Origin of the sequence: Oceanimonas baumannii (assembly GCF_002245495.1) — a bacterium.
GTDB classification, from domain to species: domain Bacteria; phylum Pseudomonadota; class Gammaproteobacteria; order Enterobacterales; family Aeromonadaceae; genus Oceanimonas; species Oceanimonas baumannii.
Window position 1 is genome coordinate 74,300 of sequence record NZ_NQJF01000014.1, and the last position, 25,071, is coordinate 99,370.

24 protein-coding genes and 4 tRNA genes are annotated in these 25,071 nt (G+C 58.9%); 13 read left to right on the forward strand and 15 right to left on the reverse strand.

The features are described 5' to 3' along the window. Window positions 1-55 precede the first annotated feature (55 nt). Window positions 56-961 (forward strand): TIGR01777 family oxidoreductase, encoded by a 906-nt coding sequence (locus tag B6S09_RS15500; RefSeq protein WP_094279407.1) that lies wholly within the window; start codon window positions 56-58, stop codon window positions 959-961. A gap of 60 nt (window positions 962-1,021) precedes the next feature. Here B6S09_RS15500 and B6S09_RS15505 read toward each other — a convergent pair whose 3' ends face one another. Both B6S09_RS15505 and B6S09_RS15510 read right to left on the reverse strand, forming a co-directional pair. Next, window positions 1,022-3,445: an ABC transporter permease gene (locus tag B6S09_RS15505; RefSeq protein WP_094279408.1), complete on the reverse strand. Its 2,424-nt coding sequence runs from the start codon at window positions 3,443-3,445 to the stop codon at window positions 1,022-1,024. Beyond that, window positions 3,438-4,124: an ABC transporter ATP-binding protein gene (locus B6S09_RS15510; RefSeq protein ID WP_094279409.1), complete on the reverse strand. Its 687-nt coding sequence runs from the start codon at window positions 4,122-4,124 to the stop codon at window positions 3,438-3,440. Before B6S09_RS15510 ends, B6S09_RS15505 begins: the two co-directional genes overlap by 8 nt. On the opposite strand from B6S09_RS15510, the gene B6S09_RS15515 reads away from it, so the two are divergent. After that, window positions 4,123-4,719 carry an arylesterase gene (locus B6S09_RS15515; protein ID WP_094279410.1) on the forward strand — a complete coding sequence of 199 codons (597 nt, stop codon included), beginning with the start codon at window positions 4,123-4,125 and terminating at the stop codon, window positions 4,717-4,719. The two genes, B6S09_RS15510 and B6S09_RS15515, sit on opposite strands and share 2 nt — an antisense overlap. On the opposite strand, the gene B6S09_RS15520 is transcribed toward B6S09_RS15515, so the two are convergent. From B6S09_RS15520 to gltX, 6 genes are all read right to left on the reverse strand, one after another. After that, window positions 4,716-5,387 (reverse strand): DNA-3-methyladenine glycosylase I, encoded by a 672-nt coding sequence (locus B6S09_RS15520; protein WP_094279411.1) that lies wholly within the window; start codon window positions 5,385-5,387, stop codon window positions 4,716-4,718. The two genes, B6S09_RS15515 and B6S09_RS15520, sit on opposite strands and share 4 nt — an antisense overlap. 99 nt (window positions 5,388-5,486) lie before the next feature. Beyond that, window positions 5,487-5,562: transfer RNA gene (locus tag B6S09_RS15525), tRNA-Ala, on the reverse strand. Between the two features lie 19 nt (window positions 5,563-5,581). Continuing rightward, a tRNA-Ala gene (locus B6S09_RS15530) sits at window positions 5,582-5,657 on the reverse strand. Between the two features lie 37 nt (window positions 5,658-5,694). After that, a tRNA-Ala gene (locus tag B6S09_RS15535) sits at window positions 5,695-5,770 on the reverse strand. A 28-nt stretch (window positions 5,771-5,798) separates the two neighbouring features. Then, a tRNA-Ala gene (locus tag B6S09_RS15540) sits at window positions 5,799-5,874 on the reverse strand. Window positions 5,875-6,079: 205 nt separating this feature from the next. Then, window positions 6,080-7,492 (reverse strand): glutamate--tRNA ligase, encoded by a 1,413-nt coding sequence (gene gltX / locus B6S09_RS15545; protein WP_094279412.1) that lies wholly within the window; start codon window positions 7,490-7,492, stop codon window positions 6,080-6,082. 212 nt (window positions 7,493-7,704) lie between these two features. Between gltX and B6S09_RS15550 the strand changes: the two genes are divergently transcribed. Both B6S09_RS15550 and pcaQ read left to right on the forward strand, forming a co-directional pair. Next, entirely contained in the window at window positions 7,705-8,253 is a 549-nt protein-coding gene (locus B6S09_RS15550) for a LysM-like peptidoglycan-binding domain-containing protein (RefSeq protein WP_094279413.1), read from the forward strand. 384 nt (window positions 8,254-8,637) lie between these two features. Then, window positions 8,638-9,567 carry a pca operon transcription factor PcaQ gene (pcaQ, locus tag B6S09_RS15555; RefSeq protein WP_094279414.1) on the forward strand — a complete coding sequence of 310 codons (930 nt, stop codon included), beginning with the start codon at window positions 8,638-8,640 and terminating at the stop codon, window positions 9,565-9,567. A gap of 117 nt (window positions 9,568-9,684) precedes the next feature. Here pcaQ and B6S09_RS15560 read toward each other — a convergent pair whose 3' ends face one another. The 6 genes from B6S09_RS15560 to B6S09_RS15580 form a co-directional block, all read right to left on the reverse strand. Next, window positions 9,685-10,485 carry an MBL fold metallo-hydrolase gene (locus B6S09_RS15560; protein WP_279586675.1) on the reverse strand — a complete coding sequence of 267 codons (801 nt, stop codon included), beginning with the start codon at window positions 10,483-10,485 and terminating at the stop codon, window positions 9,685-9,687. A gap of 138 nt (window positions 10,486-10,623) precedes the next feature. Next, window positions 10,624-11,532, reverse strand: a complete 909-nt coding sequence (locus tag B6S09_RS18565) for an FAD-linked oxidase C-terminal domain-containing protein (protein WP_208321767.1) — start codon at window positions 11,530-11,532, stop codon at window positions 10,624-10,626. Between the two features lie 39 nt (window positions 11,533-11,571). After that, window positions 11,572-12,195, reverse strand: coding sequence for an FAD-binding oxidoreductase (locus tag B6S09_RS18570; RefSeq protein WP_208321766.1), 624 nt, complete (start codon window positions 12,193-12,195; stop codon window positions 11,572-11,574). A gap of 14 nt (window positions 12,196-12,209) precedes the next feature. Then, window positions 12,210-12,848, reverse strand: a complete 639-nt coding sequence (locus tag B6S09_RS15570) for a hypothetical protein (protein WP_094279416.1) — start codon at window positions 12,846-12,848, stop codon at window positions 12,210-12,212. Between the two features lie 2 nt (window positions 12,849-12,850). Continuing rightward, a complete protein-coding gene (locus B6S09_RS15575; protein WP_094279417.1) occupies window positions 12,851-13,180 on the reverse strand; it encodes a c-type cytochrome in 330 nt (109 codons plus the stop codon). A 77-nt stretch (window positions 13,181-13,257) separates the two neighbouring features. Then, entirely contained in the window at window positions 13,258-14,727 is a 1,470-nt protein-coding gene (locus tag B6S09_RS15580; RefSeq protein ID WP_094279418.1) for an aldehyde dehydrogenase family protein, read from the reverse strand. 431 nt (window positions 14,728-15,158) lie between these two features. On the opposite strand from B6S09_RS15580, the gene pcaDC reads away from it, so the two are divergent. From pcaDC to B6S09_RS15625, 9 genes are all read left to right on the forward strand, one after another. Then, window positions 15,159-16,337, forward strand: coding sequence for a bifunctional 3-oxoadipate enol-lactonase/4-carboxymuconolactone decarboxylase PcaDC (pcaDC, locus tag B6S09_RS15585; RefSeq protein WP_094279419.1), 1,179 nt, complete (start codon window positions 15,159-15,161; stop codon window positions 16,335-16,337). Between the two features lies 1 nt (window position 16,338). Then, window positions 16,339-17,037: a protocatechuate 3,4-dioxygenase subunit beta gene (gene pcaH / locus B6S09_RS15590; protein ID WP_094279420.1), complete on the forward strand. Its 699-nt coding sequence runs from the start codon at window positions 16,339-16,341 to the stop codon at window positions 17,035-17,037. Window positions 17,038-17,040: 3 nt separating this feature from the next. Next, window positions 17,041-17,640, forward strand: coding sequence for a protocatechuate 3,4-dioxygenase subunit alpha (gene pcaG / locus B6S09_RS15595; RefSeq protein WP_094279421.1), 600 nt, complete (start codon window positions 17,041-17,043; stop codon window positions 17,638-17,640). 127 nt (window positions 17,641-17,767) lie between these two features. Further along, entirely contained in the window at window positions 17,768-19,096 is a 1,329-nt protein-coding gene (locus B6S09_RS15600; protein WP_094279422.1) for a 3-carboxy-cis,cis-muconate cycloisomerase, read from the forward strand. Between the two features lie 120 nt (window positions 19,097-19,216). Continuing rightward, a complete protein-coding gene (locus B6S09_RS15605; protein ID WP_094279423.1) occupies window positions 19,217-20,149 on the forward strand; it encodes an AEC family transporter in 933 nt (310 codons plus the stop codon). Window positions 20,150-20,328: 179 nt separating this feature from the next. Next, entirely contained in the window at window positions 20,329-21,324 is a 996-nt protein-coding gene (locus B6S09_RS15610) for a TRAP transporter substrate-binding protein (protein WP_094279424.1), read from the forward strand. 17 nt (window positions 21,325-21,341) lie between these two features. After that, on the forward strand, window positions 21,342-21,866 hold the full coding sequence (locus B6S09_RS15615; protein ID WP_094279425.1) for a TRAP transporter small permease subunit: 525 nt from the start codon (window positions 21,342-21,344) through the stop codon (window positions 21,864-21,866). Then, entirely contained in the window at window positions 21,863-23,191 is a 1,329-nt protein-coding gene (locus B6S09_RS15620) for a TRAP transporter large permease (RefSeq protein WP_094279426.1), read from the forward strand. The genes B6S09_RS15615 and B6S09_RS15620 overlap by 4 nt, the downstream gene beginning before the upstream one ends. Window positions 23,192-23,206: 15 nt before the next feature. Beyond that, entirely contained in the window at window positions 23,207-24,112 is a 906-nt protein-coding gene (locus tag B6S09_RS15625) for a SphA family protein (RefSeq protein WP_094279427.1), read from the forward strand. Between the two features lie 40 nt (window positions 24,113-24,152). On the opposite strand, the gene B6S09_RS15630 is transcribed toward B6S09_RS15625, so the two are convergent. Continuing rightward, on the reverse strand, window positions 24,153-25,061 hold the full coding sequence (locus B6S09_RS15630; protein ID WP_094279428.1) for a helix-turn-helix domain-containing protein: 909 nt from the start codon (window positions 25,059-25,061) through the stop codon (window positions 24,153-24,155). Between the last annotated feature and the right edge of the window lie 10 nt (window positions 25,062-25,071).

The window sequence follows — 25,071 nt, forward strand, 5'->3', positions numbered from 1 at the left end:
TGGATAACCCCGTCTTCGCGGGGCCTGCCGGCCCCGCCTATTGAAGGAGCCTGTGATGAAGATACTGCTTACCGGAGGAACCGGCTTTGTAGGCAGCCGCCTGATGAGCCATTTGCGTCCACACCATCAGGTCTCTGTACTGAGCCGTTCACCCAATAAGGTGTATCAACGTTTGGGTCACGATATTGAAGCCCTTTCCTCCCTTGATGATTTACCCGATCTCGACCGCTTTGATGCGGTGATTAATCTGGCCGGCGAGCCCATTGCCGACAAACGCTGGAGCCCGGCCCAGAAAGAGCGCATTTGTCACAGCCGCTGGCAAATTACTGAAAAACTCGTGGAAAAGCTGCGGGCTGGCAGTCAGCCTCCCTCCGTGCTGATCAGCGGCTCGGCGGTAGGATATTACGGACGCCAGGGCGATACCCTGGTAGATGAAGATACCCACCCTCACTCAGAGTTCAGCCATGAAGTATGCGCCCACTGGGAAGAGCTGGCACAACGAGCGGAAAATGCACATACCAGGGTGTGCCGTATCCGTCTGGGCGTGGTGCTGGGTGCCGAAGGCGGTGCCCTGATGAAGATGCTGCCCAGCTACCGTTTTGGCCTGGGTGGTCCTATCGGCTCCGGCAAGCAGTATATGTCGTGGATCCACATTGAAGACGTGGTGAACCTGATTTTATTTTTACTGGAACACCAAGAATGCCAGGGCGTTTTTAATGCCACAGCGCCCGAGCCGGTCACCAATGCCCAGTTCAGTAAAAGCCTGGCGACCAGCCTGGGCAAACCACATTTTGCCCGTATTCCTGCCTGGGCGATGAAACTGCTCTTTGGAGAAATGGCCGATCTGCTGCTGACCGGCCAGCGGGTCATGCCGGTCCGCCTGCAACAGGCCGGTTTTCATTTTCGTTATCCCACCCTCGACAAGGCCTTGAAGGAAACCCTGAGCACGCCACGGCGTTAACCCATGTTACTCCGGTGTGCGAAGCAGCTGTGGGGTTGCCGGAGCCTGCGCTCGAAAGGGTTATCCCCATTGCCGTAACCGGGTGATTAACGCGCCGCTGAGCAGGCCGCCAGCCCGGCCGGTAAGCAGCAGCAACCCGGCCCCCAGTGCCGGCAGCACCAGCCAGAGCCAGGGGTGAGGCTGCCAGGGTAAATCCAGCCACCAGGGCAGCAATACCGCCACACACAACTCCACCGCCAGGGCGGCCGCCAGCCCGGCGACCAGCCCGGCTCCCAGCCATTCCCAGCGCAATGAAGCGCGAATTAACCGGTTTCCCGCCCCCAGGGTACGCAGCAGTACCAGCTCACGCCGCCTGCTTTCCAGCGTCGCTTCTACCTGTGCCAGCAGCACCAGCAGGCTGGCCGCGGTCACCAGCGCCATGATCACCAGCAACGCCTGACTCACCTGTGCCAGAACAGTACGCAATTGCTGCAACAGGGCATCCACATCAAACACGGTCATGGTCGGAAAGCTGCGGATAAGCTCCACTTCCACTGCCTTTTTGCTCTCCGGCAGATAAAAGCTGGCCATCCAGGCCGCCGGATAATCGGCCAGTACATCAGGACTCAGCACCAGATAAAAGTTGGGTTTCATGCTGTCCCAGTCGACTTCCCGAATGCTGCGAACCTCGGCGGATACCGTTTGCCCGGCCAGATCCAACGTCAGTTGATCCCCCAAAGCCAGTCCCAGCCGCTCGGCCAGCCCGCTTTCTACCGAGACTCCCCCTGCGCTCACCGACCACTGCCCGTTAATAATGCGGTTGCCTTCCGGCAGCTGACGACTCCAGGTAAGATTAAGCTCACGCCCCAGGCCACCGCCCCGCTCGCTGTTAATCTCCGTCACCGGTACATCGTTCACCTGTACCAGACGCCCGCGGACGATGGGATAAAAGCGGGACGAGTCCAGACCATTGTCACTCAGGGTGCCACGTACAGGATCCAGCTGATGGCTGGCAATATTGATCAGAAAGCGGTTGTGCGTCTCCGCCGGCAGCCGGGCCAGAAAGCCTTCTGTCAGTTCCCCCCTGACCACCCACAGCAGACTTGCCAGAAACAACGCCAGCGCCACCCCACCAAACTGCAGCAAGGTGCTCAGCCTGACCCGCTCCAGCCGGCTCAATGCCAGCCGGAAGGCAACACTGCCTTTGGGCAAGCGGGCCAGTGCCAGCAGCCCACGGCACAGCCCGCCCAGCAGCAAAGCCAGTGCCAGCAGCCCCAGCAACAGCCCGGCAGCCAGCCCCAGACTGCCGGCAAACAGCCAGCTGAGCACAACCGTGCCCGCCAGCAGAATGCCTCCGCTCAACCAGGGAGAAATCCGCGCTTCGGCCTCGTTACGCAATACCCTGAGTGGCGGTACCTGCAGTAACCGTAACATGGGCACCACCGACAGCATGACGGTGGTGAGCAGCGCCAGCCCGCCGGCAACCAGAAAGGGCATCAATGAAGGTGGTGGCAGCGGCACCGCCATGGCATCCCCTAATGCCCGTAGAATCAACTGGTGCACGCCATAGCCCACTGCTGCCCCCAGCGACGCTCCCAGCAGCATCAGGCCGGAAAGCAGGCGTATCAGCCAGCTCAGCAATTGGCGACGGCCAGCGCCCAGGGTCTTCAGTAACGCGATCCGGTCCTGTTCCCGCCGGGAAAAATAGCCCAGTGCAATGGCCATGGCCAGGATCCCCAGCAGCACACCAATCAGCGATGCCAGCCGAAAGAACTGCTCGGCACGGGTAATGGAACGGGCCACCGGCGTGTCGGCATTATTCGGTCCGCGCCAGCGCTGGCCCGTCTGCAGTTTTGGCTGCAGCCAACCGGCATAGTCTTCCAGTGCCTTCTCTTCGCCTTTAAACAGATAGCGGTAACGGCTGCGACTGCCTTCCATAAAAATGCCGGTAGCCGCCACGTCATTCAGGTGTATCAGGGCCCGGGGAGCGAGTAAAAAGGGAGAAAAGCCCTGATCCGGCTCACTCACCAGCTCCCCGGCCACGGTGAGCTCAAGATTACCCAGCTCTACCCGATCTCCCTGTGCCACCTGCAACAGGGCCAGCAAGCGGGACGACAGCCAGATTTGCCCCGGCGTTACCTTTTCTGCCGGGCTTAGTATCAGATCGCCGTAAAAAGGAAAGGCGTCATCCACGGCACGTATACTGGCCAGTTGCAGCTGTTCATTAGCGAACAATACGCTGTTAAAGGACTGGCCCTGTGATACCTGCAGACCCCGCGCTTCGGCCTCGTCCAGCCAGGCGGCATCGGCCGGCCGGCTGCCGGACAATACCCGATCGGCGGCAATATAGTCCCGTCCCGAGACCTGTAGCGCCCCATTGAGCCGGTCTGCTACCAGGGTCACACTGAGAATGCTGGCCACACACAAGGCCAGTGACAGCACAAACAACCGCAGCGGCCCGCTGGTGACCTCCCGCCGGATTAATCCCCAGCCCAGGCTAGTCATGCTGCTCCTCCAGATGACCGGCGGTCATCAGCAAACGCCGCTCACAGCGCCCGGCCAGAGACTCATCGTGAGTAACGATGACCAGGGTAGTGCCGTGCTGGCGGTTAAGTTCAAACAATAATTCGATAATGCGCGCACCGGTCTGATGATCCAGATTGCCGGTGGGCTCATCCGCCAGCAGGATGTCGGGTTCGGTCATAAACGCCCGGGCAATGGCCACCCGCTGTTGTTCACCACCGGAGAGCTGAGCGGGAAAATGCCGCACTCTGTCCGCCAGCCCCACCAGTTCCAGCAGGTGCATGGCCCGCTCCCGGTTACCGCTTTCTCCTTTCAGCTCGGCAGGCAGCATCACATTTTCCAGCGCAGAAAGGGTGGGTAACAGCAAAAACGACTGAAACACAAAACCGATATGCCGGGCCCTGAGCGCGGCTCGCTGTTCTTCACCCAGCTGATGCAACGGCTGCCCGGCAATATGAATTTCCCCCCGGCTGGCTGAGTCCAGCCCCGCCAGCAGGCCCAGCAAGGTCGATTTTCCCGAGCCGGACGCGCCAACCAGCGCCAGCCGCTGGCCGGCCTTGACTTCCAGATTCACACCCTGAAGGATGGTAATGTGCTCGTTGCCCAGGCCTACCCTGTGCTCGAGGTCCACTACACGAATAATGGGAGAAGAGGTGGTCATGCTGAGAATCCTTGTGCTGTTGGTCTCTTTGATGTCGCCCGCCGTACTGGCCGACACACTGCTTATTCTGGGCGACAGCCTGAGTGCCGGCTACCGCATGCGCTCGGAGCAGGCCTGGCCCCACTTGCTGGCCGAGCAGTGGCAGCGGGAAGGCCGGCAGGTGACAGTGGTGAACGCCAGCGTCAGCGGCGATACTACTCAGGGTGGCCTGCAACGGCTGCCGCCCCTGCTGCAACGCCATCAGCCCAGCATGGTACTGCTGGAGCTGGGTGGTAATGACGGCCTGCGCGGCCTGCCTCCCAAGCTGATTGAACGTAACCTTGCGCAACTGATCACACTGGCCGGTGACGCCGGAGCCCGGGTGGTACTCACCGATATTCAGCTCCCCCCCAACTATGGCCGGCGTTACCTGCAACAGTTTGAAGGCGTATTTAACCGGCTGGCCAGCGATCATCAATTGCCGCTGTTACCGTTTTTTGTGGCTCCGCTGGTGGGACAGAACGGCATGATGATGGATGACGGAATTCACCCCACCGCTGCCGCCCAGCCGCTGATTGCCGAACAGGTGAGCGAGTTTCTTGCGCCTTACCTTTAACCCATGGACAAGGCGATGGTCTTGCTGATCTCCCCCAGGCTCAAGCCGCTTTGCTCACGCCAGATGTTAAAAGCGGCCTGGGCCTGAGTCATGCCCTTTTTGGATCCCAGTGCGGCATCCACCACAGCATGGTGCCGCAAATAGGCACTGACATCACCGGTGAATATAAAGGTATCTGCTCCCAGCCGGCGCAGCGCATAAGGCGCAATATTGCCACCCAGCAATTTGCCGTGCCTGCGAATATGCTGCCAGAGCCCCACCATATCATCCGACGGCCAGCTTGCCACAAAAGCACCAAAGCCACCGTGCGCCTTGCCCGAATCCAGTATCATCTGTGCATTGACCGGAACGGCGGCAATCTTCTTTGCATGGCGTACTATGCTGGTGTCATTGTTCAGTCGTTCCTGATGCGGTTCATCCAGCAGCAGCACCTTGTGGGGATCAAAGCCGAAAAATGCCCGTTCAAAATCCGGCCACTTATCCCGGATAACTTTCCAGACAAACCCTGACTGAAACAGACTCATGGTAAAAGAGGACAACCAGCGATCATCAGCAATGGCGGCGAGCTCACCGGGACTGAGAACCGGCGTGGCAATCAGCTGGCGTAACGCGGCCTCGCCGCCATGGCGGGCGCTGGCGCGTTCAAATATATGATCGAAATGCTCCATAAAACAGTCTCGTTCGAGTTTGTTTTTATTGTGCGCAGCGGAAAGGAAAAAGGCCAGAACGAAAAAAGCCGCAGTGATTAACTGCGGCTTTTCGGAATTTGGTGGAGCTACGCGGGATCGAACCGCGGACCTCTTGCATGCCATGCAAGCGCTCTCCCAGCTGAGCTATAGCCCCGAATCGGGTCAGATTGTTTTGGTGGAGCTACGCGGGATCGAACCGCGGACCTCTTGCATGCCATGCAAGCGCTCTCCCAGCTGAGCTATAGCCCCAAAACAATGCTGTTTACTGGTGTTTGTTTCTGCCGCCTGGTGGAGCTACGCGGGATCGAACCGCGGACCTCTTGCATGCCATGCAAGCGCTCTCCCAGCTGAGCTATAACCCCATTTGGCAGAAACTGCTCTCGACTTAAGTGGTGGAGCTACGCGGGATCGAACCGCGGACCTCTTGCATGCCATGCAAGCGCTCTCCCAGCTGAGCTATAGCCCCGCTCAAGTCGTTGCAGAGACCTTGTCCCTGCGAGCGAGGCGCATAATAGGCACAGGGCCGTTCAGAGTCAACAAGCAAATAAAAAAAATCGTGTGAGCTGTCAATTTTTAAACAATGCGGTGGCAGAATGAACGGCCAGGGAAACCAAATAAAAAACGGCGTTGTACCTGACAACGCCGTTGTTGTTATCACTTATGGCTTTGTTTTAGCCTTTGGCACGTTCCGCCACCAAAGCCAGCGCCATATCGATGCGGGCCAGCACCTTGTCTTTACCCAGCAGCGCCATCACGCCATCGATGGCCGGGGACTGACCAACACCGGTCACCGCCACCCGCAGTGGCATACCCACTTTACCCATGCCCAGTTCCAGCTCGGCGGCCACGGCATTAATGACTTCATGAATAGCAGCAGGCTGCCAGTCGGCCAGCTCAGCCAGACGCACGCGCGCCAGCTCAAGCGGCTCGGCAGCCACCGGGCGCAGATGCTTTTTGGCAGCGCCGGCTTCAAACTCGCTGAAGTCTTCAAACAGGTAACGGCTCTGAGCCGCCAGTTCTTTCAGGGTATGGCAACGCTCGGCATAGAGAGCAATCACTTCGCTCAGCGCCGGCCCCTGTGAGCAGTCGATGCCCTGATCCTGCATGTGCCACTCCAGGTGGCCAGCAACCTCCCCTGCAGGCAGGGTTTTCATGTAGTGCTGATTCAGCCACAACAGCTTGTCGGTGTTAAAGGCAGACGCCGATTTGCTGATAGCATTGAGCGAAAACAGGGAGATCATTTCATCAAGGGTAAAAATCTCCTGATCGCCATGAGACCAGCCAAGCCGCACCAGATAGTTCAGCAACGCCTGAGGCAGGTAACCGTCATCACGATACTGCATCACACTGACCGCACCATGACGTTTGGACAACTTGGCACCATCATCGCCGAGGATCATGGAAACATGAGCAAACTCCGGCACCGGTGCGCCCAGGGCAAGGTAGATGTTGATCTGGCGAGGGGTGTTATTGATATGATCCTCACCGCGCACCACATGGGTAATCTCCATGTCCCAGTCATCGACCACCACACAGAAGTTATAGGTGGGTGCACCGTCGGTACGGCGAATGATCAGATCGTCCAGCTGATCATTGGTGATCTCAATGCGGCCACGCACATGGTCGTCGAAGATCACACTGCCTTCAGTGGGGTTTTTAAAGCGGATAACACAAGGAGCATCGGCGGCATGCTCATGCTCGCCATGACGACAGGTGCCGTCGTAACGGGGCTTTTCACCGGCAGCCATCTGCTGCTCACGCAGGCCTTCCAGACGCTCTTTAGAGCAATAGCATTTATATGCCTTGCCCTCTTCCAGTAATTGATCAATCAGCTGGTTATAACGGTCAAAACGCTTGGTCTGGTAATAAGGACCCTCATCCCAGGTCAGGCCCAGCCAGTTCATGCCTTCCAGAATGGCGTCTATCGCTTCCTGGGTTGAACGCTCCAGATCCGTGTCTTCTATACGCAATACGAACTCACCCTGCTGGTGACGGGCATAAAGCCAGGAATACAGGGCTGTGCGGGCACCGCCTACATGAAGAAAGCCGGTTGGACTTGGGGCGAACCGTGTTTTAACTGTCATTCTGTCTGCCTTGGTTGAGTGAGGGCCCGGGACGCAATGAGCCCGGCCTCGAAGAAGTGAAACGGCGGCTATTTTAGCACCCGCAAGGCACGGGGTGAAACGCCTTGTCGCATGCCACTGTTCTGCAGCCTTTCTTTTGTAAAAGAGCTTATCCACCGGCTTGTGGAGTGACAGGTGGCTGGATACACTTGTGGCCGCGAGGGAGGGGGATTATGACCAGATCAAAAAGCACCACGACAAATCAGCAGCATCCGTCTTTAGGTGCACGCTTCAACCAATTTACCTTGCCTGCCCGCAAGGGGCTGGGCCAATTGCTGACGGCACTGGGACGTTTTCCCCGGCTGCACCGCTTTGCTCTGATGATACTCATCCCGGCCTGGCTGATCTTACTGGGCTGGCAGCCAGAACCCGCCGCCCCCGGCATCCCGGTGACCGGCAGCCTGACGGTACCATTAAGTGATGCCGATAAACGGGTGATTGATGTGCCCGCCGGCGGCAAGCGCATAGATCATACCCTGGCTCCGGGTGAAACACTGTCCTCGTTGTTCCGGCAATGGCAATTGCCCGGCAAAGAGTTGATTGCCCTGGTACGCGCCGAACCGTCTTACAAGCCGCTCAGCCGGCTTCAGGCAGGCCAGCAGTTAACCCTGGTACTCAATGCCGACGGCAATCTGCATTATCTCGAGATCCGCGACAACGGCCTGGTACTGACGGCCTTTCGCCGGCTAGGTCAGGAGTTCACCTCGGTCAATACCCAATAACACGACAGAGGTAGGTCTTTCAGCACCATAATCAGCCTGCAATAATCTAAAGTCGCGCTCTGGCAGTACTCGTCCAGCACCAAATGCAGCCATCCTCTGGACTTAACCATAGTCTGTTCTTACCTGAACGCGCGCCACTCAGCATTCATTAATGGCTGACCCGCTCAGGCATGGAGGTGGCACTCACAGCGATCTCCCTAAGGTGAATGGAAGTTGCGGTAATATTCGCCATTGCCGCTGTAACATTCCGAATGCCCATCACTGCGCTCAAATTAGTAACATGATATCTTTTACTTGCCCCTGGAGTAACCATCGTGTCCTCAGACACCATGCCCCTTCCAGGTATTGATATTGCACCAGCTCCCAACATAACCTGAGGCCCAGATGATAGAGAACCGGATCAAGTTCCGTCACTTGCAATGCTTTATCGAGGTCGCCCGCCAGAACAGCGTCAGCCGGGCAGCCGATGTACTGGCGCTGACCCAGCCGGCCGTGTCCAAGAAGTTGAAGGAGCTGGAAGACATGCTGGAGGTGCAGCTGCTGAAGCGCAGCAAGAAAGGGGTTGAGCTCACCCAATTTGGTGAGGTGTTTCTAAGGTATGCTGGGGCCAGCATAACTGCTCTGCGCGAAGGCACAGAATGCATCGTACAAGCTCAGTTGAAAGGGAAAACACGGCTTAACATTGGCGTGCTGCCCACCGTCGCTGCCAGCGTATTACCCAAGGCCATCATGCATTTTCGCACTTCGGGCATGGATATTACCCTCAATCTTGTCTCCGGTCCCAATACCCTACTACTGGGGCAACTACGGGTAGGTGAGCTCGACTTGGTTGTCGGCAGACTGGCCGAGCCAGAGCTGATGACAGGACTGTCGTTCCAGCATCTTTATTCGGAACGGATTACTTTCGTAGTCCGGCCTGGACATCCCCTGCTGGCAACCAACCCCTTCAATATCCAGGATATTCATCACTTCATCGTGCTATACCCTACGAAAGAGTCCATTATTGCCGCCTCAGCCGAACGCTTCCTGATCTCCAGGGGCGTTGGCCTGCCACCTGATCGTATTGAAACCATCTCGGACTCGTTCAGTAAGGAATATATTCGCCAGAGCGATGCTATCTGGATCATTTCCCGAGGAGTGGTTGCAAGGGAAATAGAGGAAGGCGAACTGATGGAACTGCCTCTGGACACCCGAGAAACCCTGGGGCCCGTTGGCCTGACTATACGGGCCGATACCATCCCCTCCCCGGCACTTCAACTATTTATGAACAGCGTGCGCAGTACGGCAACCCCCATTGAGAAGAAAGGGAGTTAACAAAAACGTCGCTCCTGAGAATATCGGTAGTGAACCGACGTCAATCCTGACGGCTCACAACACTGAACGAACAAAGGGCGCAAAGCGCCCTTTTCTTCATCTCCGGACCAAGCCGGTTTATTCGTAGAGATCGAGATCCTGGGCCAGTACAAATTTGCCATCGTAGTGTCTGGCCAGCTCTTCCACCATGTCTTCGTCTGTGGTGCCGAAGAACAGCGGGTGGTTCATCACCAGCAGGCCGGGCTCGACCTCCCTGGCGATCTCGGCCAGCTGGCTCGTGCTGGTATGGGCATGATACATGTACTTCTGCCAGTCTTCCGGCATGCGGGATATGGCGCCCTCGTGCATCACTTCGTGGATCAGAATGTCGGCGCCTCGGAAGTTCTCGTAGTTGGCTTCATCCTTACGGGTATCCCCGCTGATCACTATGGTCTTGGTGGGGGGGTCTACCCGGTAACCGAATGACATGTCCGCATCCCAGCTGCCGTGGGGCACCCGGAACGCCTTGATGGTGACCTTGTCATCCTGGTGCACGATCTGGGTTTCGCTGATCTCGGTCACTTCACCCTTGTAACCATCGGCATTGGCCGGCTGGGTGCCATACAGACGGTGGTCGATATCATCCTGGAAGGCTTTCAGGGTGTTGTCGACCAAACCTCGGGTGCCTTTGGGGCCGATCACCTGCTGGGGCTGATCCCGGCCCAGCACCCAGGGCCGCAACAGCAACTCGGGCAGGCCCAGCACATGGTCGGAATCGAGATGGGTAATAAATACCTTGTTCAGGCCACCATACATGGAGTCATTGGTGAACATCACGTCCTGAGGCATAAAGTCCTTGCCGGACAGCGCCTTGAGGTTGCGCACAAAACCGGGGCCGGCGTCGAACAGGTACATTTTCTTGTCGACCACCACCAGAATGGCCTGGCCGGGATGCCTCCTTTATTGATGCTAACCAGTCCCACTGCAGGCATAAAAAGGCCGGTACAGCTCTCCACTCAAAGCGGGTAACGTACCGGCCATCTTTGTTCACAGGGTGTTATCAGGCCCCCTGCCAGCTTACCAGTCGTTGAACTTGTCCAGATCGATACCGGACTTGCCCGGGGCCAGGATATTGTTGGGATCAAGGGCCTTCTTCAGTGTGTGCTCCAGGCGACGCTTGACCGGGCCATAGCTCTGGGCCACCCGCTCCATAAAGCGGGTATTGACCCGATACACGGCGTAGCCGCGCTTCTCAAACTCGTCGAGCAGCTCGTTAAAACAGGCGTCGGCACGCTTGGTTTCTTCCGGATTGGTGCGGTCATAAAGCACGTCGATGACGTGGTGCATGTCGCGCCAGCCCACAATAAACTCACCCACGTAGTCCAGGCCGTGCTTATTGAGGATCTGTTTGGCCAGAGCATACTGCTTGTCGCACTCGCTGCCCCGGGCCTGACTGACCGGCGCAAACCACATGGAGCCACCGCCTCCGCGCCAGTTGTACAGGCCGAACTCCCGCAGGTTGGGCACACCGGACATCAGTTTAGCCCGATAGGTGAAGGGCTCGGTGCCGCCGGCTTCTTCCTCGGTGATGATCTTCCCCTTACCCAGTTGCTTCAGCGCCCCGGTCACTATGCTCCAGTTCACCTCCACCTGCTCAGGGGTGCCGTACAGGGCGCAGTAGACGTTCCAGGCCCCCAGGTGCTTGTCTTTCTGAATCTGCTTGAGAATGGCATCGGAGGTGGCTCCCGGTTCGCTAGTGTAGTCGGAACGCCGCACACCGGCGGTGGAAGCTTCCCACAGCACGCCGGCGATCACCACCGAGTTGGGGATCACCTGGTTGATACGCAGAGGACGGATGAACTCGACGATCTCGGCGATGTCGGTTTCTTCCTCAAACTGGATCTCAAAGGGCTTGATCACTGGCGGCTTGTGCATCAGCCAGAAACCCAGCTTGGTACAGATGCCATAGTTGGCCTGGGTGAACATGCCATCCAGGGTCGGGCCGTAGCCCCACTTGAATACCTGCTAGGCGTTATCGCCTTCTACCCCCCCCATGCCGGTGCGATATACCTCACCGTTGGCCAGGACCAGCTCCATGCCGCACTGCATCAGGAAGTGCTCGCCATACGGAGTGTAGCCCACGCCGCGATCCATGGTGTTGCCCAAGGGGCCGGCAATGGCGGACGGCGCCGAGAACGACAGCATCAGCGGCAGGTTATTTTCCTGCAGGTAGTCGTACAGCTGCTGGTAGGTCACCCCCGGCTCAACCAGGGCCGTGCCCAGCTCGGCGTCCACATGGATGATCTTGTTCATTTTTTTCAGATCAAGAATGATCTGGCCGCGATGGTGGGGGGCGGTGCTGCCGTAACCGAAGTTGCGACCGGTAGACACAGTCCACACTGGGATCTTGTGCTCGTTACAGATTTTAACCACGCCCTGCACCTGCTCCACCGTGGTGGCGGTAACGGCGGCGGACGGCGCGTGCTCGGCGTCTTCACTGGGCATCATGATCTTGTTGTAGGGCTTTAGCTGAGCTTCTTCCACCAGCACGTTTTCGTCCCCCAACAGGGCTCGAAACTTCTCGATGGCCTGATGGAACTCACCCTGTTCAACGTCGCGGGGCAATATCTTGTAGTTTTGTTCACTCATGAGATGGGTTTCCTTCAGATCTCAATGGAAAATGAAACATAGTGGCCGTTCGGAACAGCAGCCCGGGTCGGCGGCGCGGCACGCAGATAGCGACGACCCGGCTCGGGTGAAGTCAGAGCAAAGGCCAGGGCAGGCGCCCACTGAGGGCCGGCGGCCAGGATCTGCTCGCTCAGGGCGGAAGGCCGGTCGCACTCTTCACTCAGGGCGGCAAACTGACCGATGCAGGCGCCGGCGTCGGAGGTGACCGACAGACGGTGACGGGACTGCCCCCCCTCGGACACATGCTGACCAGACCAGTGCAGGCGGGCGCCGGCACTGCGGGCCAGGCTCAGGATCAGGGCGCCGCTGGCGTCATCCACCAAGCCGATAATGCGCTCATTCCGGGCACCGTGCAGTCGCTGCTGCAGGGCAGAAAGAAACTCCATACCGCTGTCGGTGCGCAACAGGATAGCACTCTGACCGGCCGGGTTGGCCCGTACGCCGGCCATGAAGGCGGCTTCGGCCTCGGCGCCGCTCACCAGCATCAGCAGAGGTTTTCCGGCGGGGCTGCCGGCCACCGGAGCGGCACTGGCCGACCCGGCTCGGCCCAAAGTCAGACCTGCCAGACCACCGAGAGCCATGCCCTTGAGAACGGAACGACGTTCGATACTCATGCTTACTCCTTGACCGGGGCCGGTAACTGCTGAATATATTCACCCACCAGCTGCAATGCATCATCATCGATAAAAGAAGCAGGGAAGGCCGGCATGGCCCGAAACCCCTGACGCACAATAGTAGTGATATAGGCCGGCGGCAGGCCGCGTCCGGCCAATACCGGGCCAATGTCGCCATTGGTGTCATGACAGTGGCCACAGACCTTCTGATAAACGTTCTCACCGCTTTTCCACTGACCATCGCCACTGGCGCTGACAGAAAAAGCGACCAGAGCCGGCAGTGCCAACACGACAACGGCGAGGGACCTTGCCTTGGAACGAATCACGGACATCTTGGATGCTCCTTGCTTTATTTGTTAGGTAAAGGCAGTTGTTCCCCCGGCACACCGGGGGAATGGTCTTTAGAAACTCAGAACGGATAGCGACGCGGTTCGTGCTGAACGGTGATCCAGTGATCAGTGGTGAACTCTTCAATGGCCCATTCACCGTTGAAACGACCCAGACCGGAGCTCTTTTCGCCGCCAAAGGCCGCGTTGGGCTCATCGTTAACCGGCATGTCGTTAATGTGGGTCATACCCGCATGAATGCCTTGGGCAAAGCGTACTCCCCGCTCCAGGCTGCCGGTAAACACGGCGCTGGACAGGCCATAGTCACTCCGATTAGCCAGCTCCAGGGCATGCTGCTCGTCGCAGGCCACCTGAATGCCCACCAGGGGGCCAAAGATTTCTTCTTTAGCGATGTCCATGTCTGCGGTCACATTGCCAAACACATGAGGCGGCAACACGTTACCCCGCGGCTCTCCGCTCACCAATACACTGGCGCCTTCCGCCTTGGCGGTTTCTATTTTGGCTAGCAGGCCCAGCAGCTGCTTCTGGTTGATCACCGGACCCACCACGGTGTCGGGCTTGCTTGGATCACCATAGGGCAACGCCTTGACCCGCTCGACGTAGCGACGAGTAAACTCTTCAGCCAAGGGCTGCTCCACGATGATGCGGTTGACCGCCATGCAGATCTGCCCCTGGTGCAGAAACTTGCCCACCACAGCAGCACTGACCGCCTGCTCTACGTCCGCATCGGCCAGCACCACGAAGGGACTGTTGCCGCCCAGCTCCAGGGCAACGTGCTTGAGGTGCTTGCCGCCACTGGCCAGCCGGCCAATATTGAGGCCGATCTCGGTGGAGCCGGTAAAAGAGATAAAGGCCGGCACCGGATGCTCGACAAAGGCATCGCCGATCTCTGCGCCGGAACCCACCACCACACTGAGCATACCGGCGGGCAGGCCGGCTTCTTCAAAAATGCGGGCAATCAGTAGGCCGCCGGTAACCGGGGTATCGCTGGCAGGCTTGACCACCACGGCGTTGCCCAGGGCCAGAGCCGGTGCCACGGAACGCTGGGTCAGATGCAGGGGGAAGTTCCAAGGGCTGATCACGCCCACCACGCCCAAGGGCTTGCGGTAGACCCGACTTTCCTTGCCCGGCACGCTGCTGGGCAGAATACGGCCGTGCACACGAGAGGGAAAGCTAGCGGCTTCAAGGGTAATGGCCCTGGCGGCGCCCCATTCGATCTGGGCCTTGATACGGGTACTGCCCGACTCACGAATAATCCAGTCGACGATTTCATCCTTGCGCTGATCGAAAATCGCAACGGCCTTATGCAGCACGGCCGCGCGTGCTGCCGGCGCCATGGCGACCCAGGCAGCCTGGGCCTGGCGGGCGGCCTGGAAGGATTCGTCAAGGTCTTCCCGGGTCGCTAGGTTCAACTCCAGCAGGGTTTCCTGAGTAAAGGGATTCAGCACCTGTAGCTTGCGCTCCGAGCCGCCCGCCCGCCAGTGGCCGCCGAGGGGCTGCTGGTCGAAGTTCTGATAGGAACCGGTAGTCATAAACAACATCCTTCTAAACGTATCGTTTATCGCGGGCAACGGATACCAAATGACCGAGTGCCCAGAACAATCAATGAGCCACATTATTTACCGAGGGATCATCCTTGCGCTCCGCTCCCTTGGTATTGCTCAAATGTTATTTCAATGTTACTCACAAAGGTAATGTTCCATTAACGATATTTAAAATGAAATTATTTCCTTCACACATATCAAATTGAATATAAAAGAGCCTTTTTATTCCTATCGGCTTTCAATCCACCTTGCCGGTCATACACTCGCCAGCTGAGTCATTTATTGGTCAATCTATAGTAACTGGTGCCCATACATTCCATTTTTGATATGGGTAACTCACAAATCCTTATTTTACATAACCATTACTTTAAGCAACATTGGAAGGCTAGCGCCTTAACTTGCCAATACAGGTCAACACCATGACACAGACACTGGCTATCAACGGAGTTCATCTCCACTACCAACTGGAAGGGCCGGCCCATCTGCCATTGCTGGTCTTTTCCAATTCACTGGGCACGGATCTGAGGGTCTGGGATCCCCTGCTACCCCTGCTGGCGAACCAGTTCCGCTTTTTACGCTACGACAAGCGGGGCCATGGTCTGTCTGCCTGCCCTGCCGGCCCCTACCGGCTTGATGACCATATCGACGATCTGATCGGTCTGCTCGATTCCCTGGGGTTTGAGCAGGTGGCGCTCTGTGGCCTGTCAGTGGGCGGCATGATCGCCCAGGGCGTGGCCGCCCGCCGACCCGGACTGGTCAGGGAACTTATCCTGTGTAACACCGCCCACAAAATTGGCCCTGCCCAAGGCTGGGAAGATCGTATTCAGGCCATTCGCCAGCACGGTATCGAAGCCGTTGCCGACGCCGTGATGGAGCGCTGGCTTGCCGCCGTTTTCCGCCAGCAGCGGCCCCAGGAGCTGGCGTTGTGGCGCAACATGCTGGTACGCACCCCGGTAGAAGGCTATGTGGCCACCTGTGCCGCCATTCGTGATGCAGATCTGACCGACAGCAGCGCCCGACTGACCCAGCCTACCCTGTGTGTGGTGGGCGATCAGGACGGCGCCACTCCCCCGGAGCTGGTGCAAAGCACCGCCGCGTTGATTCCCGACAGCCGCTTTGAAGTGATCGCCAACGCAGGTCACCTGCCCTGCGTAGAGCAACCCGCCTCCCTGGCTGCCCTGATCATCGATTTTCTGGGAGAGTACCGGCCCGGCCTTAATCGCCTTGATCTAGGAATGAAGGTACGCCGCTCGGTACTGGGCAACGCTCATGTGGATCGGGCTGAGTCTCGCAAGACCCCCTTTGACGAGCCCTTTCAGACCTTTATTACCGAAGGCGCCTGGGGATCTGTATGGAGTCGCACCGGCCTTAGCAAGCGAGATCGCAGCCTGCTGACCATAGCTCTCATGGCCGCCCTCGGCCATGAGGAAGAACTGGCCATGCACATTCGTGCCACCCGCAATACCGGCGCCAGCAAGGCCGAGGTGCTTGAAGTCTTGCTGCAAACCGCTGTATACGCTGGCGTTCCTGCCGCCAATACAGCGTTCCGCATCGCTAAGGACGTGTACAACGAATTCGAATCTCAAGAGGAGCAATAACATGAGCGACATGACCAAAAGGGACTGGTCTAGCCATCCCGCCTTTATCTGCCCAGAATACAAGTCCTCCGTGTTGCGGGGCACGTCTCAAAACCTGATCAGGATCGATCCCGAGCTGGCCGAGCTGACCGGCCCGGCCTTTGGCCCCGAGGTCGTGGGCCCGCAGGATCACGACCTGACCAAAAATGGCCAGGTCAACGGCGAGCCTCTGGGCGAACGTATCGTGGTCACTGGTCAGGTGTTTGACGAATTCGGCAAGCCGGTGCCCAACACCCTGATCGAAGTCTGGCAGGCTAACGCCGCCGGTCGTTATGTGCACAAGCGCGATCAGCACGACGCCCCGCTGGATCCCAACTTTCTGGGGGCCGGTCGCTGCCTGACCGACGCCGAGGGACGTTACAAGTTCTATACTATCAAGCCCGGCGCCTACCCTTGGGGCAACCACCCCAACGCCTGGCGCCCCAACCATATTCATTTCTCCCTGTTCGGGCCGTCCATCGCCACTCGTCTCGTGACCCAGATGTACTTCCCCGGCGATCCCCTGCTGCCCTATGACCCTATTTTTGAAAGCACCCCAGCCGGGGCCCGCGCTCGCCTGATCAGCGAGTTCTCCTTGGACGTGACCGAAGAGGGTTTCGCCCTGGGCTATATCTTCAATATTGTGCTGCGTGGCGTGAACGCCACCCCCGTGGAGGCCTGAGCCATGACCATGAAACAAACTCCTTCCCAGACAGTGGGCCCCTACTTCGCCTATGGCCTGACCGCTCAGCAGTATCATTACGACCATGGCCAGGTGGCCGGCAGCCAGCTGGTGCAGGGCGAAGTGACGGGTGAGCGCATTCGCCTCACCGGCAAGGTCTATGATGGCGAAGGTGTCGCCATCGACGACGCCATGATCGAAATCTGGCAGGCCAACGCTGCCGGCCGCTTTAACCACCCCCTGGATCAACGCGCCAGCCGCCCTTTGGCTCAGGGCTTTCTCGGCTTTGGCCGCTGTGGCACCGGCACCCGCGACGATCTGAGCTATGAGTTCAACACCCTCAAACCGGGGGCCGCACAGGACGGCCATGCGCCTTTTATTACCCTGGTGGTGTTTCTGCGCGGCCTGCTGAGCCATGCTTATACGCGCGTTTACTTTGAAGATGAAGCCGGTGCCAACGACGCCGACCCAGTGCTGAACCTGGTGCCAGCCAAGCGTCGCCATACCCTGATTGCCCGCCGCAACGAGACCGGCACTGGGGTCGAGTACCGCTTTGACATTCACATGCAGGGCGACAAGGAAACTGTATTTTTCGACGTGTAATCAGAGCAGGGGCCTGAGCCGGGCAAGGCTTCCGGCCTCTTTTCTACTCCGATGTCCCCGGTGCTGGCCGGTTGCCGGTATGCTGACATCTTGACCGTCCCATCACGATTGCGCAGCGAGACCATTCATGTTTAGCATTTCTCCGTTTGACTCTGCCCTATTCTGTGAACTGTTGTCCGATACCGAGGCCGCCCTCCTGCTGGGAGACGAAGCCCGCATCGACGCCATGCTCAGAGTAGAAAGTGAGCTGGCCCTGGCCCAGGCTGACTGCGGCTTGATCCCGGCCGAGGCCGCCACCGCCATCGCCAGGGCAGCCGCCGAGCTGCCCCTGTCCGCCATCAAGTTGGCCAGCGGCACAGGCGCCGCCGGGGTGCCTGTGCCGGCCCTGGTCAAGGCCCTGAAACAGGCCCTGTCAGCCGATCAGGCCCGCTGGGTACATTTTGGTGCCACCAGTCAGGACATCGTCGACACCGCTCTGGTGCTCAATTGCCGGGAGTTGATCGCCGTCTTTGAACAGCGCCTGTCAGGCATTGTCGCGCGACTGGCCAAGCTGGCTCGGGCCCATCGCCATACCCTACTCGCCGGACGCACCCGCACCCAACAGGCGGTGCCAATGAACTTTGGATTCAAGGTGGCCAACTGGCTGGCGCCCCTGTTGCGCCAGCAGGAGCGGCTGCAACAGCTGAAACCGCGCCTGCTCAAGGTGCAACTGGCAGGGGCCGTGGGCACCCTGGCTGCCATGGGCGAGCGGGCGCCGGCCATTGCCGAACGCTTGGCCGAACGGCTGGAACTGGCCCCCGGGCGCAACTGGCACACGCAGCGCGACAGCCTGGTAGAGCTGGCCGACTGGCTGTCCATGACCACCGGTGCCTTGGGCAAAATCGGCCAGGACTGGCTCTGGTTAAGCCAAACCGAAGTCGGTGAGGTCACCTTTACCAACGGCGGCGGCTCCTCCACTATGCCGCAGAAGTGCAATCCGGTGAACGCCGAAACCCTGGTGGCCCTGGCCCGCCACAATGCCGGCCAGGTGGGCCAGATGCATCAGGCCATGGTACAGGAGCACGAGCGCAGCGGCAGCGCCTGGACCCAGGAATGGCTGAGCCTTCCCCCCATGCTGATAAGCACAGCAGTAGCTCTGCGCCATGCCCGGGATGCCCTTGACCACCTGGTGGTGAACACAGCGCGCATGCAGGCCAACCTGAGTCTGTATCACGGTGTGATTTTTGCCGAGGCCGCCACCTTTGCCCTGGCCCGGGAGATGCCCCGGGATCAGGCCGACGAACTGGTCAAGGCCGCCTGCCAGCAAGCCCTTGGCGGCGAGCAACACCTGTTCGAGCTGATCCGGAAACGATGCGGGGTGGAGTTGCAGTTAGATGAACTGCAAGAACACCTGCTGGAAGGGGGGGCTACTGCGGCCTGGTTTGACGATATCCTGAACACCGCCGAACACACCTAACCCAAGCATTGCGTCGTGTCGTCATTCACTACCGGCGGCGCGGCGTCGGCTGGTAGCCAGCGCCTACAGGTCGGTACGCCCGGCCGGAAACCGCAAGTTACATAAAAAGAGAGTTGCCCCATGCTGGCCATCATGTCCATTACTGCCCCCATCTTTCTGCTGATAGGCATGGGTTACGGTGCCGTGCGCTGTCGTCTGATCCCTGCCGACACCATTCCCGGCCTGGGCCGTTTCGTACTTTACTTCGCCATGCCCGGCCTGATCCTCAGCACCCTGAGCAAGATGCGCATAGAGGAAGTTATCGAGCCCGGTTTCATGCTGGCCTATGGCCTGGGATCCTTATTGCTGATGGGGCTCGGATTGCTGCTATTTCGCCTGCAGCGGCAGGATCCGGTGCTGGCTTCCCTCAAAACCATGGGGATGGTGATGCCTAATACCCCCTACTTCGGTTTTCCGGTGCTGCTGCAGGTGGTGGATAGCATCGCCGGTCAGGCCCTGGCCATGGCCATGCTGGTGGAGGCCATGCTGATCATTCCCCTGTCAATGGCGTTACTGGAGTTCTACTCTTCGCGGGACAGCAGCCAGTCTCTGGGAAAAGTGCTGCTCACCCTGCCCAGACGAGTTTTACGCAACCCCATGATCATCGCCATTCTCGCCGGTTTGCTGATCTCTCTGCTCGAGTTGCATCTGCCCCATTCCCTGAGCACCACCCTGGACATGCTGGGCCAGGCCTCGGCGGCAGTGGCCCTGTTTGTGATCGGCGCTTCCCTGGTGGGTAGCCCACTCAAGAGCAAGATTGGCGCCATGTTGCCGGTGTTAGCGGGCAAGCTGGTAGTCCATCCGCTGCTGGTGGGACTGATGATCTGGCTGCTGCCGCCCTTTGACCCCGATCTGCAATTGGCGCTGCTGCTGCTGGCCGCCATGCCCATGATGAGCATCTACCCCATTTTTGGCAGCCAGTACGGCCATCGGCACTTCGCCGCCGGCACCCTGTTGCTGACCACTCTGAGCGCCTTTGCCAGTGTCTCATTGCTGCTGTTGTTTGTTCGCTGACTCCAATCCGGCTGCAAGGGCTTATTTATATTAAAAGCGATATAGAGGACGCCCACTTTTTCATTGTTCTATTCCCTTCCGGTGACTTAATTTTGTTTCACTGATGAAAATAAGTTGTAACTCAACAGAAAACACACTGTCACCGAAATAACAAGACAACACGACCTGGGAGGGATCCTATGAAAAAAGTTGCAACCTTGCTCCTGAGTACTCTGCTCGCCAGCCCGTTGGCCATGGCCGCAGACTACACACTACGCTTCTCCCATTTCTGGCCGGCCAACTCCGGCATTCACCAGGGCTTTGAGGAATGGGGCCTGTCACTGAAGGCTGCCTCCGGCGGACGCCTGCAGGTGGAGTTTTACCCGGCCCAGACCCTGACCAAGGCGCCCCAGAGTTATGACGGGGTCAAGATGGGCATCGCCGATATCACCGCCACCGTGCAGGGCTATACCGCCAACCGCTTTCCCCTCACCCAGATCATGGAGCTACCCGGTATGGTCGACTCGGCGGTACATGGCTCCTGCGTGCTGCAGTCGCTCTTTGACGAAGGCCTGATCACCAAGGAATACGACGACACCCAGGTGCTTTATCTCTTTACTCACGGACCCGGCTACCTGCATACCCGGGACAAGGCCATAGCCAGCCCGGACGATCTGGCCGGTCTCAAGATCCGCCGGCCCACCACGGTCGTGGCCCAGTTGCTTGAGTCCCAGGGCGCCCAGCCGGTGGGCATGCCGGCTCCGGAGACCTATCCGTCCCTGCAGCGGGGGGTGCTCGATGGTGTGGCCTTTCCCTGGGAAGCCATGAAGGTGTTTCGCACTAATGAGCAGGCCGATTATCACACCGAGGTCAACCTCTACACCCTGTCATTTATGGTCACCATGAACAAGCGGGTCTACAACGGCATGCCGGAAGATCTGAAAGCCGTGCTGGCTGAGCATTCCGGCAAAGAATGGTCACAGAAGCTGGCTCAGGTATTTGACGAGCTCGACCGTGCCGGCCGTGCCGAGGCAGTTGATGCCGGCCACCAACTGGTGCCGGTGCAACAGGCCGACTGGCAGCCGGTATTTGAGCAGTCCAGGCAGGCATATTTGTCGGGCCTGGAAAAGCGCCGCCTGCCCGCCAACCAGGTCTACCAGCGGGCCCTTGAACTTGCCGACGCCTGTCGCACCTGATTTGGGGAGATCACACCATGAATAGCCTGACCCGATTGACGGACAGGGCAGCCCTGCTGCTGTACTGGCTCGGAGGTGTGCTGATCGTCGCTATGATGCTGATAGTGATCGCCGATGTGGCCGCCCGGGGGCTCTTCTCCCTGACCGATGGTCAGCTGGATCTGACCTTTGTGGGCGGCATTGAGCTGGTCAAGTTCAGCCTGCTTTTTTCCATGTTGCTCGCCTTTCCCCATGCGGTGGACAAGGGGCAGATAGTGGTGGACTTGTTCACCCAGCAGATGAACGCCGCCCGGCTGCGCTTTTTTACCGGTGGCTACACCCTGGGCTTTGGTCTGCTCGGTGCCGCCTGGTGCTGGCGTTTCACCGAGGCCGCCCACTCGGCCCGCCAGACCGGTGAGCTGACCCAGGATCTGCTGCTGCCGATGTCCGCCATCTATCAGGCTGCGTCCCTGGCCTTGGCGGTGCTGGCCCTGCGCGCCCTGCTGGTGGGAGTAAATATCGTAATGGGCACCCATGCCCCGGAACAGGAGCGTCACTCATGAGCCCCGCCCTGCTTGGATTACTGTGCCTGGCCGGCATGCTGGTAATGATCGCCCTGCGCTGCCCCATTGCCCTGGCCATGGCCCTGACCGGCCTGATCGGTTTTGGCCTGATCGTGGCCTTTGAGCCGGCCCTGGCCCTGCTGGAAGCAGGGCCTTTTGAAACCCTCAGCAATTACAGTTTCAGTCCCATTCCCATGTTTTTGCTGATGGGGGTTCTGGCCTCCAAGGCGCGCATGTCCCAGGAGCTGTTCAGCGCCGCCCGCTCTCTGTTTGGCGGCTGGCGCGGCGGTATGGCCATTGCTGCGGTGTCCGCCTGCGGCACCTTTTCCGCCATCTCCGGCTCCTCGGTGGCCACCGCCGCCAGCATGTCGCGGGTGGCGCTGCCGGAAATGCGCAAGCACGGCTATGCCGACTCCCTGGCCACCGGCACCCTGGCCGCCGGAGGCACCCTGGGCATAATTATTCCGCCCAGCATCGCCCTGCTGTTGTATGCGCTGATCACCGAGCAGTCGGTAGGCGACATGTTTATCGCCGGCCTGCTGCCCGGCCTGCTGGGACTGGTGCTGTATTGCGCCACCATCGCCCTGCTGGTGTTCCGCTATCCGCACCTGGCCCAACCCGGTAGCGCCACCGCCTGGAACCAGAAACTGAAAGACATGCGCGGCTTTTTGCCCTTTATGCTGGTATTCGCCCTGATCATCGGCGGTATTTACAGCGGTCTGTTCACACCCACCGAGGCTGCCGCCATCGGGGCCGGTATTACCCTGGTTATCGCCCTTGTGCGCGGCATGCGCTGGCGCGGCCTGATCGAGGCGGTGTCGGAAACCCTGGCGCTGTCGGCAATGATCTTCTTTATGATCGTCGGCGCCGAGATCTTCGGTTATTTCCTGTCGGTCTCCCGTCTGTCGTTTTTCCTGGTCGAGCTGGTGGCCGACTGGCAACTGCCCCCCTATGCGGTGCTGTTCGCCGTGCTGCTGTTGTTCATGGTGCTCGGCTGCGTGATGGACAGCATCGCTATGTTACTGCTGACGGTGCCGGTGGTGATGCCGCTGGTTATTAATGCCGGCTTCGATCCCGTGTGGTTTGGCATTGTGGCGGTGATCACCGTGGAACTGGGGCTAATGACGCCGCCGGTGGGCATGAACGTGTTCGTGATCAAGAGCGTCTCGCCCGAGGTGCCGATAGGCCAGATTTACAAGGGCGTCCTGCCCTTTGTGTTGTCGGATCTGGTGCGACTGCTGCTGCTCATCCTATTTCCGGTATTGGCCCTGGGCCTGCTCCGATCATCATTCACCACCGGCGGGCCACCGCCCGCCGTGATTTAACCAAAGGACTGCTGTATGACTTGTGTAACTGTCCGGACTGCCTTCAACCCTAGCCAGGCGCTGACCCTGGCCGCCAGTCTGCTGCTAAGCTCGCCCGCCACCCTGGCGGTCACCGGCCACTATGTGCCCGGTGTGGAAGGCGTCAAGGGCTCCTCGGTGCCCCCCGCCGGCACCTATTACCGGGGCTATGGGGTACATTACGATATAGACCAGCTTAACGATGACAACGGCGACGCCCTGCCTGGCAGCAACACCGGCACGGTAAGCGCCCTGGCCAACCGCTTTATTCATATCACCAATAAACAGTTTCTGAACGCCGACTACGGCTTTGAAACCATTATTCCCGTCCAGCACACCTCCCTGGACTTTGATCTGCTTGGCATCGACAGCAGCGAAACCGAAGTGGGTGATATTTTTATCGGCCCGGTGGTGCTGGGCTGGCACGGCCAACAGTGGGATGCGGTGTTCGCCTCCGGGATCTGGTTCGATACCGGAAGCACCTCAGAGCCTTCCTCCGCGGGAAAGGGCTACAAGAGCGCCATGATCACTCTGGGCGGTAACTACTATATAGACGCCGCCAAAAGCTGGTCGTTTTCTGCCCTGTCCCGCTACGAGATCAACTTCGATGACGACAACGGCGTAAACCGGGGAGACAGCTTTCTGGTGGAATGGGGCTTGGGCAAGCGCCTGAGCAACGGCGTAGAGCTCGGCCTGATTGGCTACGATGGCTGGCAGCTGGAAGAAAATACCGGCGGTGATGCCCTGCCGGGCAAGGTGGAGAAACACGCTCTGGGCCTGGAAGTAGGCTATTTCTGGCCGAACCAGGGTTTTGGTGTGACCGGTGCCTACCTCAATGAATATCGGGTAGACAATGCCACCGAAGGTGATCTGTTCCGTATTGGCCTGACCAAGATCTTCTGACCCTCACACGCTGATATATTCTGCCTGTAGGGCCACTCCTTCATCGGAGTGGTCCTTCTTTCTCCCCCTCGGAAACGGAATCGAACTGCGCTATCCCCGCCTGTCGAAAAGTGTTGGGCGAGGTCCCGGCCAGACGACGGAAAAAACGGGAAAAATAAGCCGGTTCACTGAATCCCAGTAGATCGGACACCTGGCTGACCGTCATGGCGGTGTAGAGCAAACTGCGTTTGGCTTCAAGCAACAACCGTTGATGGATAAACTGCAATGCACTCTGCCCGCCCAAACGACGACAGAGTGTGTTGAGGTAAGTTACAGAAATCCCCAGCGTATCGGCATACTTCTGCACCGGCCATTGCTGTGCGTAGTGCTCTTCCACCAGCCGGGAAAAACGAAAAAATATTTTGTGCTTTTTGGTAACAAGCTCTTCGCCATTGTCCCGTTCCAGACTTTTACGCTGCAACCAGGTCAGCAACAGGTTAACCCAGGACGCCAGCGCCAGTTGCCGCCCGGGCAAGTGATGATAGTACTCCCGGGCCAGCCCTTCAAACAAGGAACGCAACAAAACTGCGTCTTCTCCTAACTCCATGCAAAGCGACGCACTGCCAAAGGCCAGGGGCATATTCAGTGACTGTTCAAACTGGCTGACCAGCGGCACTGCCAGGGTCAGGACACCACCGGTCACGTCCGGAGAGAAGCGAAAGCCATGCACGCACAGGGGAGGCACCCATTGCAACGCCCCCTCTCTCATGAGCCAGATATCACCTTCAATATTCAGCTCGACTTCCCCCTGGTGTACATAAAGCAACTGGTAAAGATCACCGTGCCGGTGGGGTTTGATCTCCCAATCATGCAAGCGGCTGCGCTGAGCAATCGACTCATAGTGCAGCATATCGGGGGCCGCCCAATGGGCCTGTTCACCATACAGCTGGAAAATCGGGATCTCGCTCACAAGAGCTCCT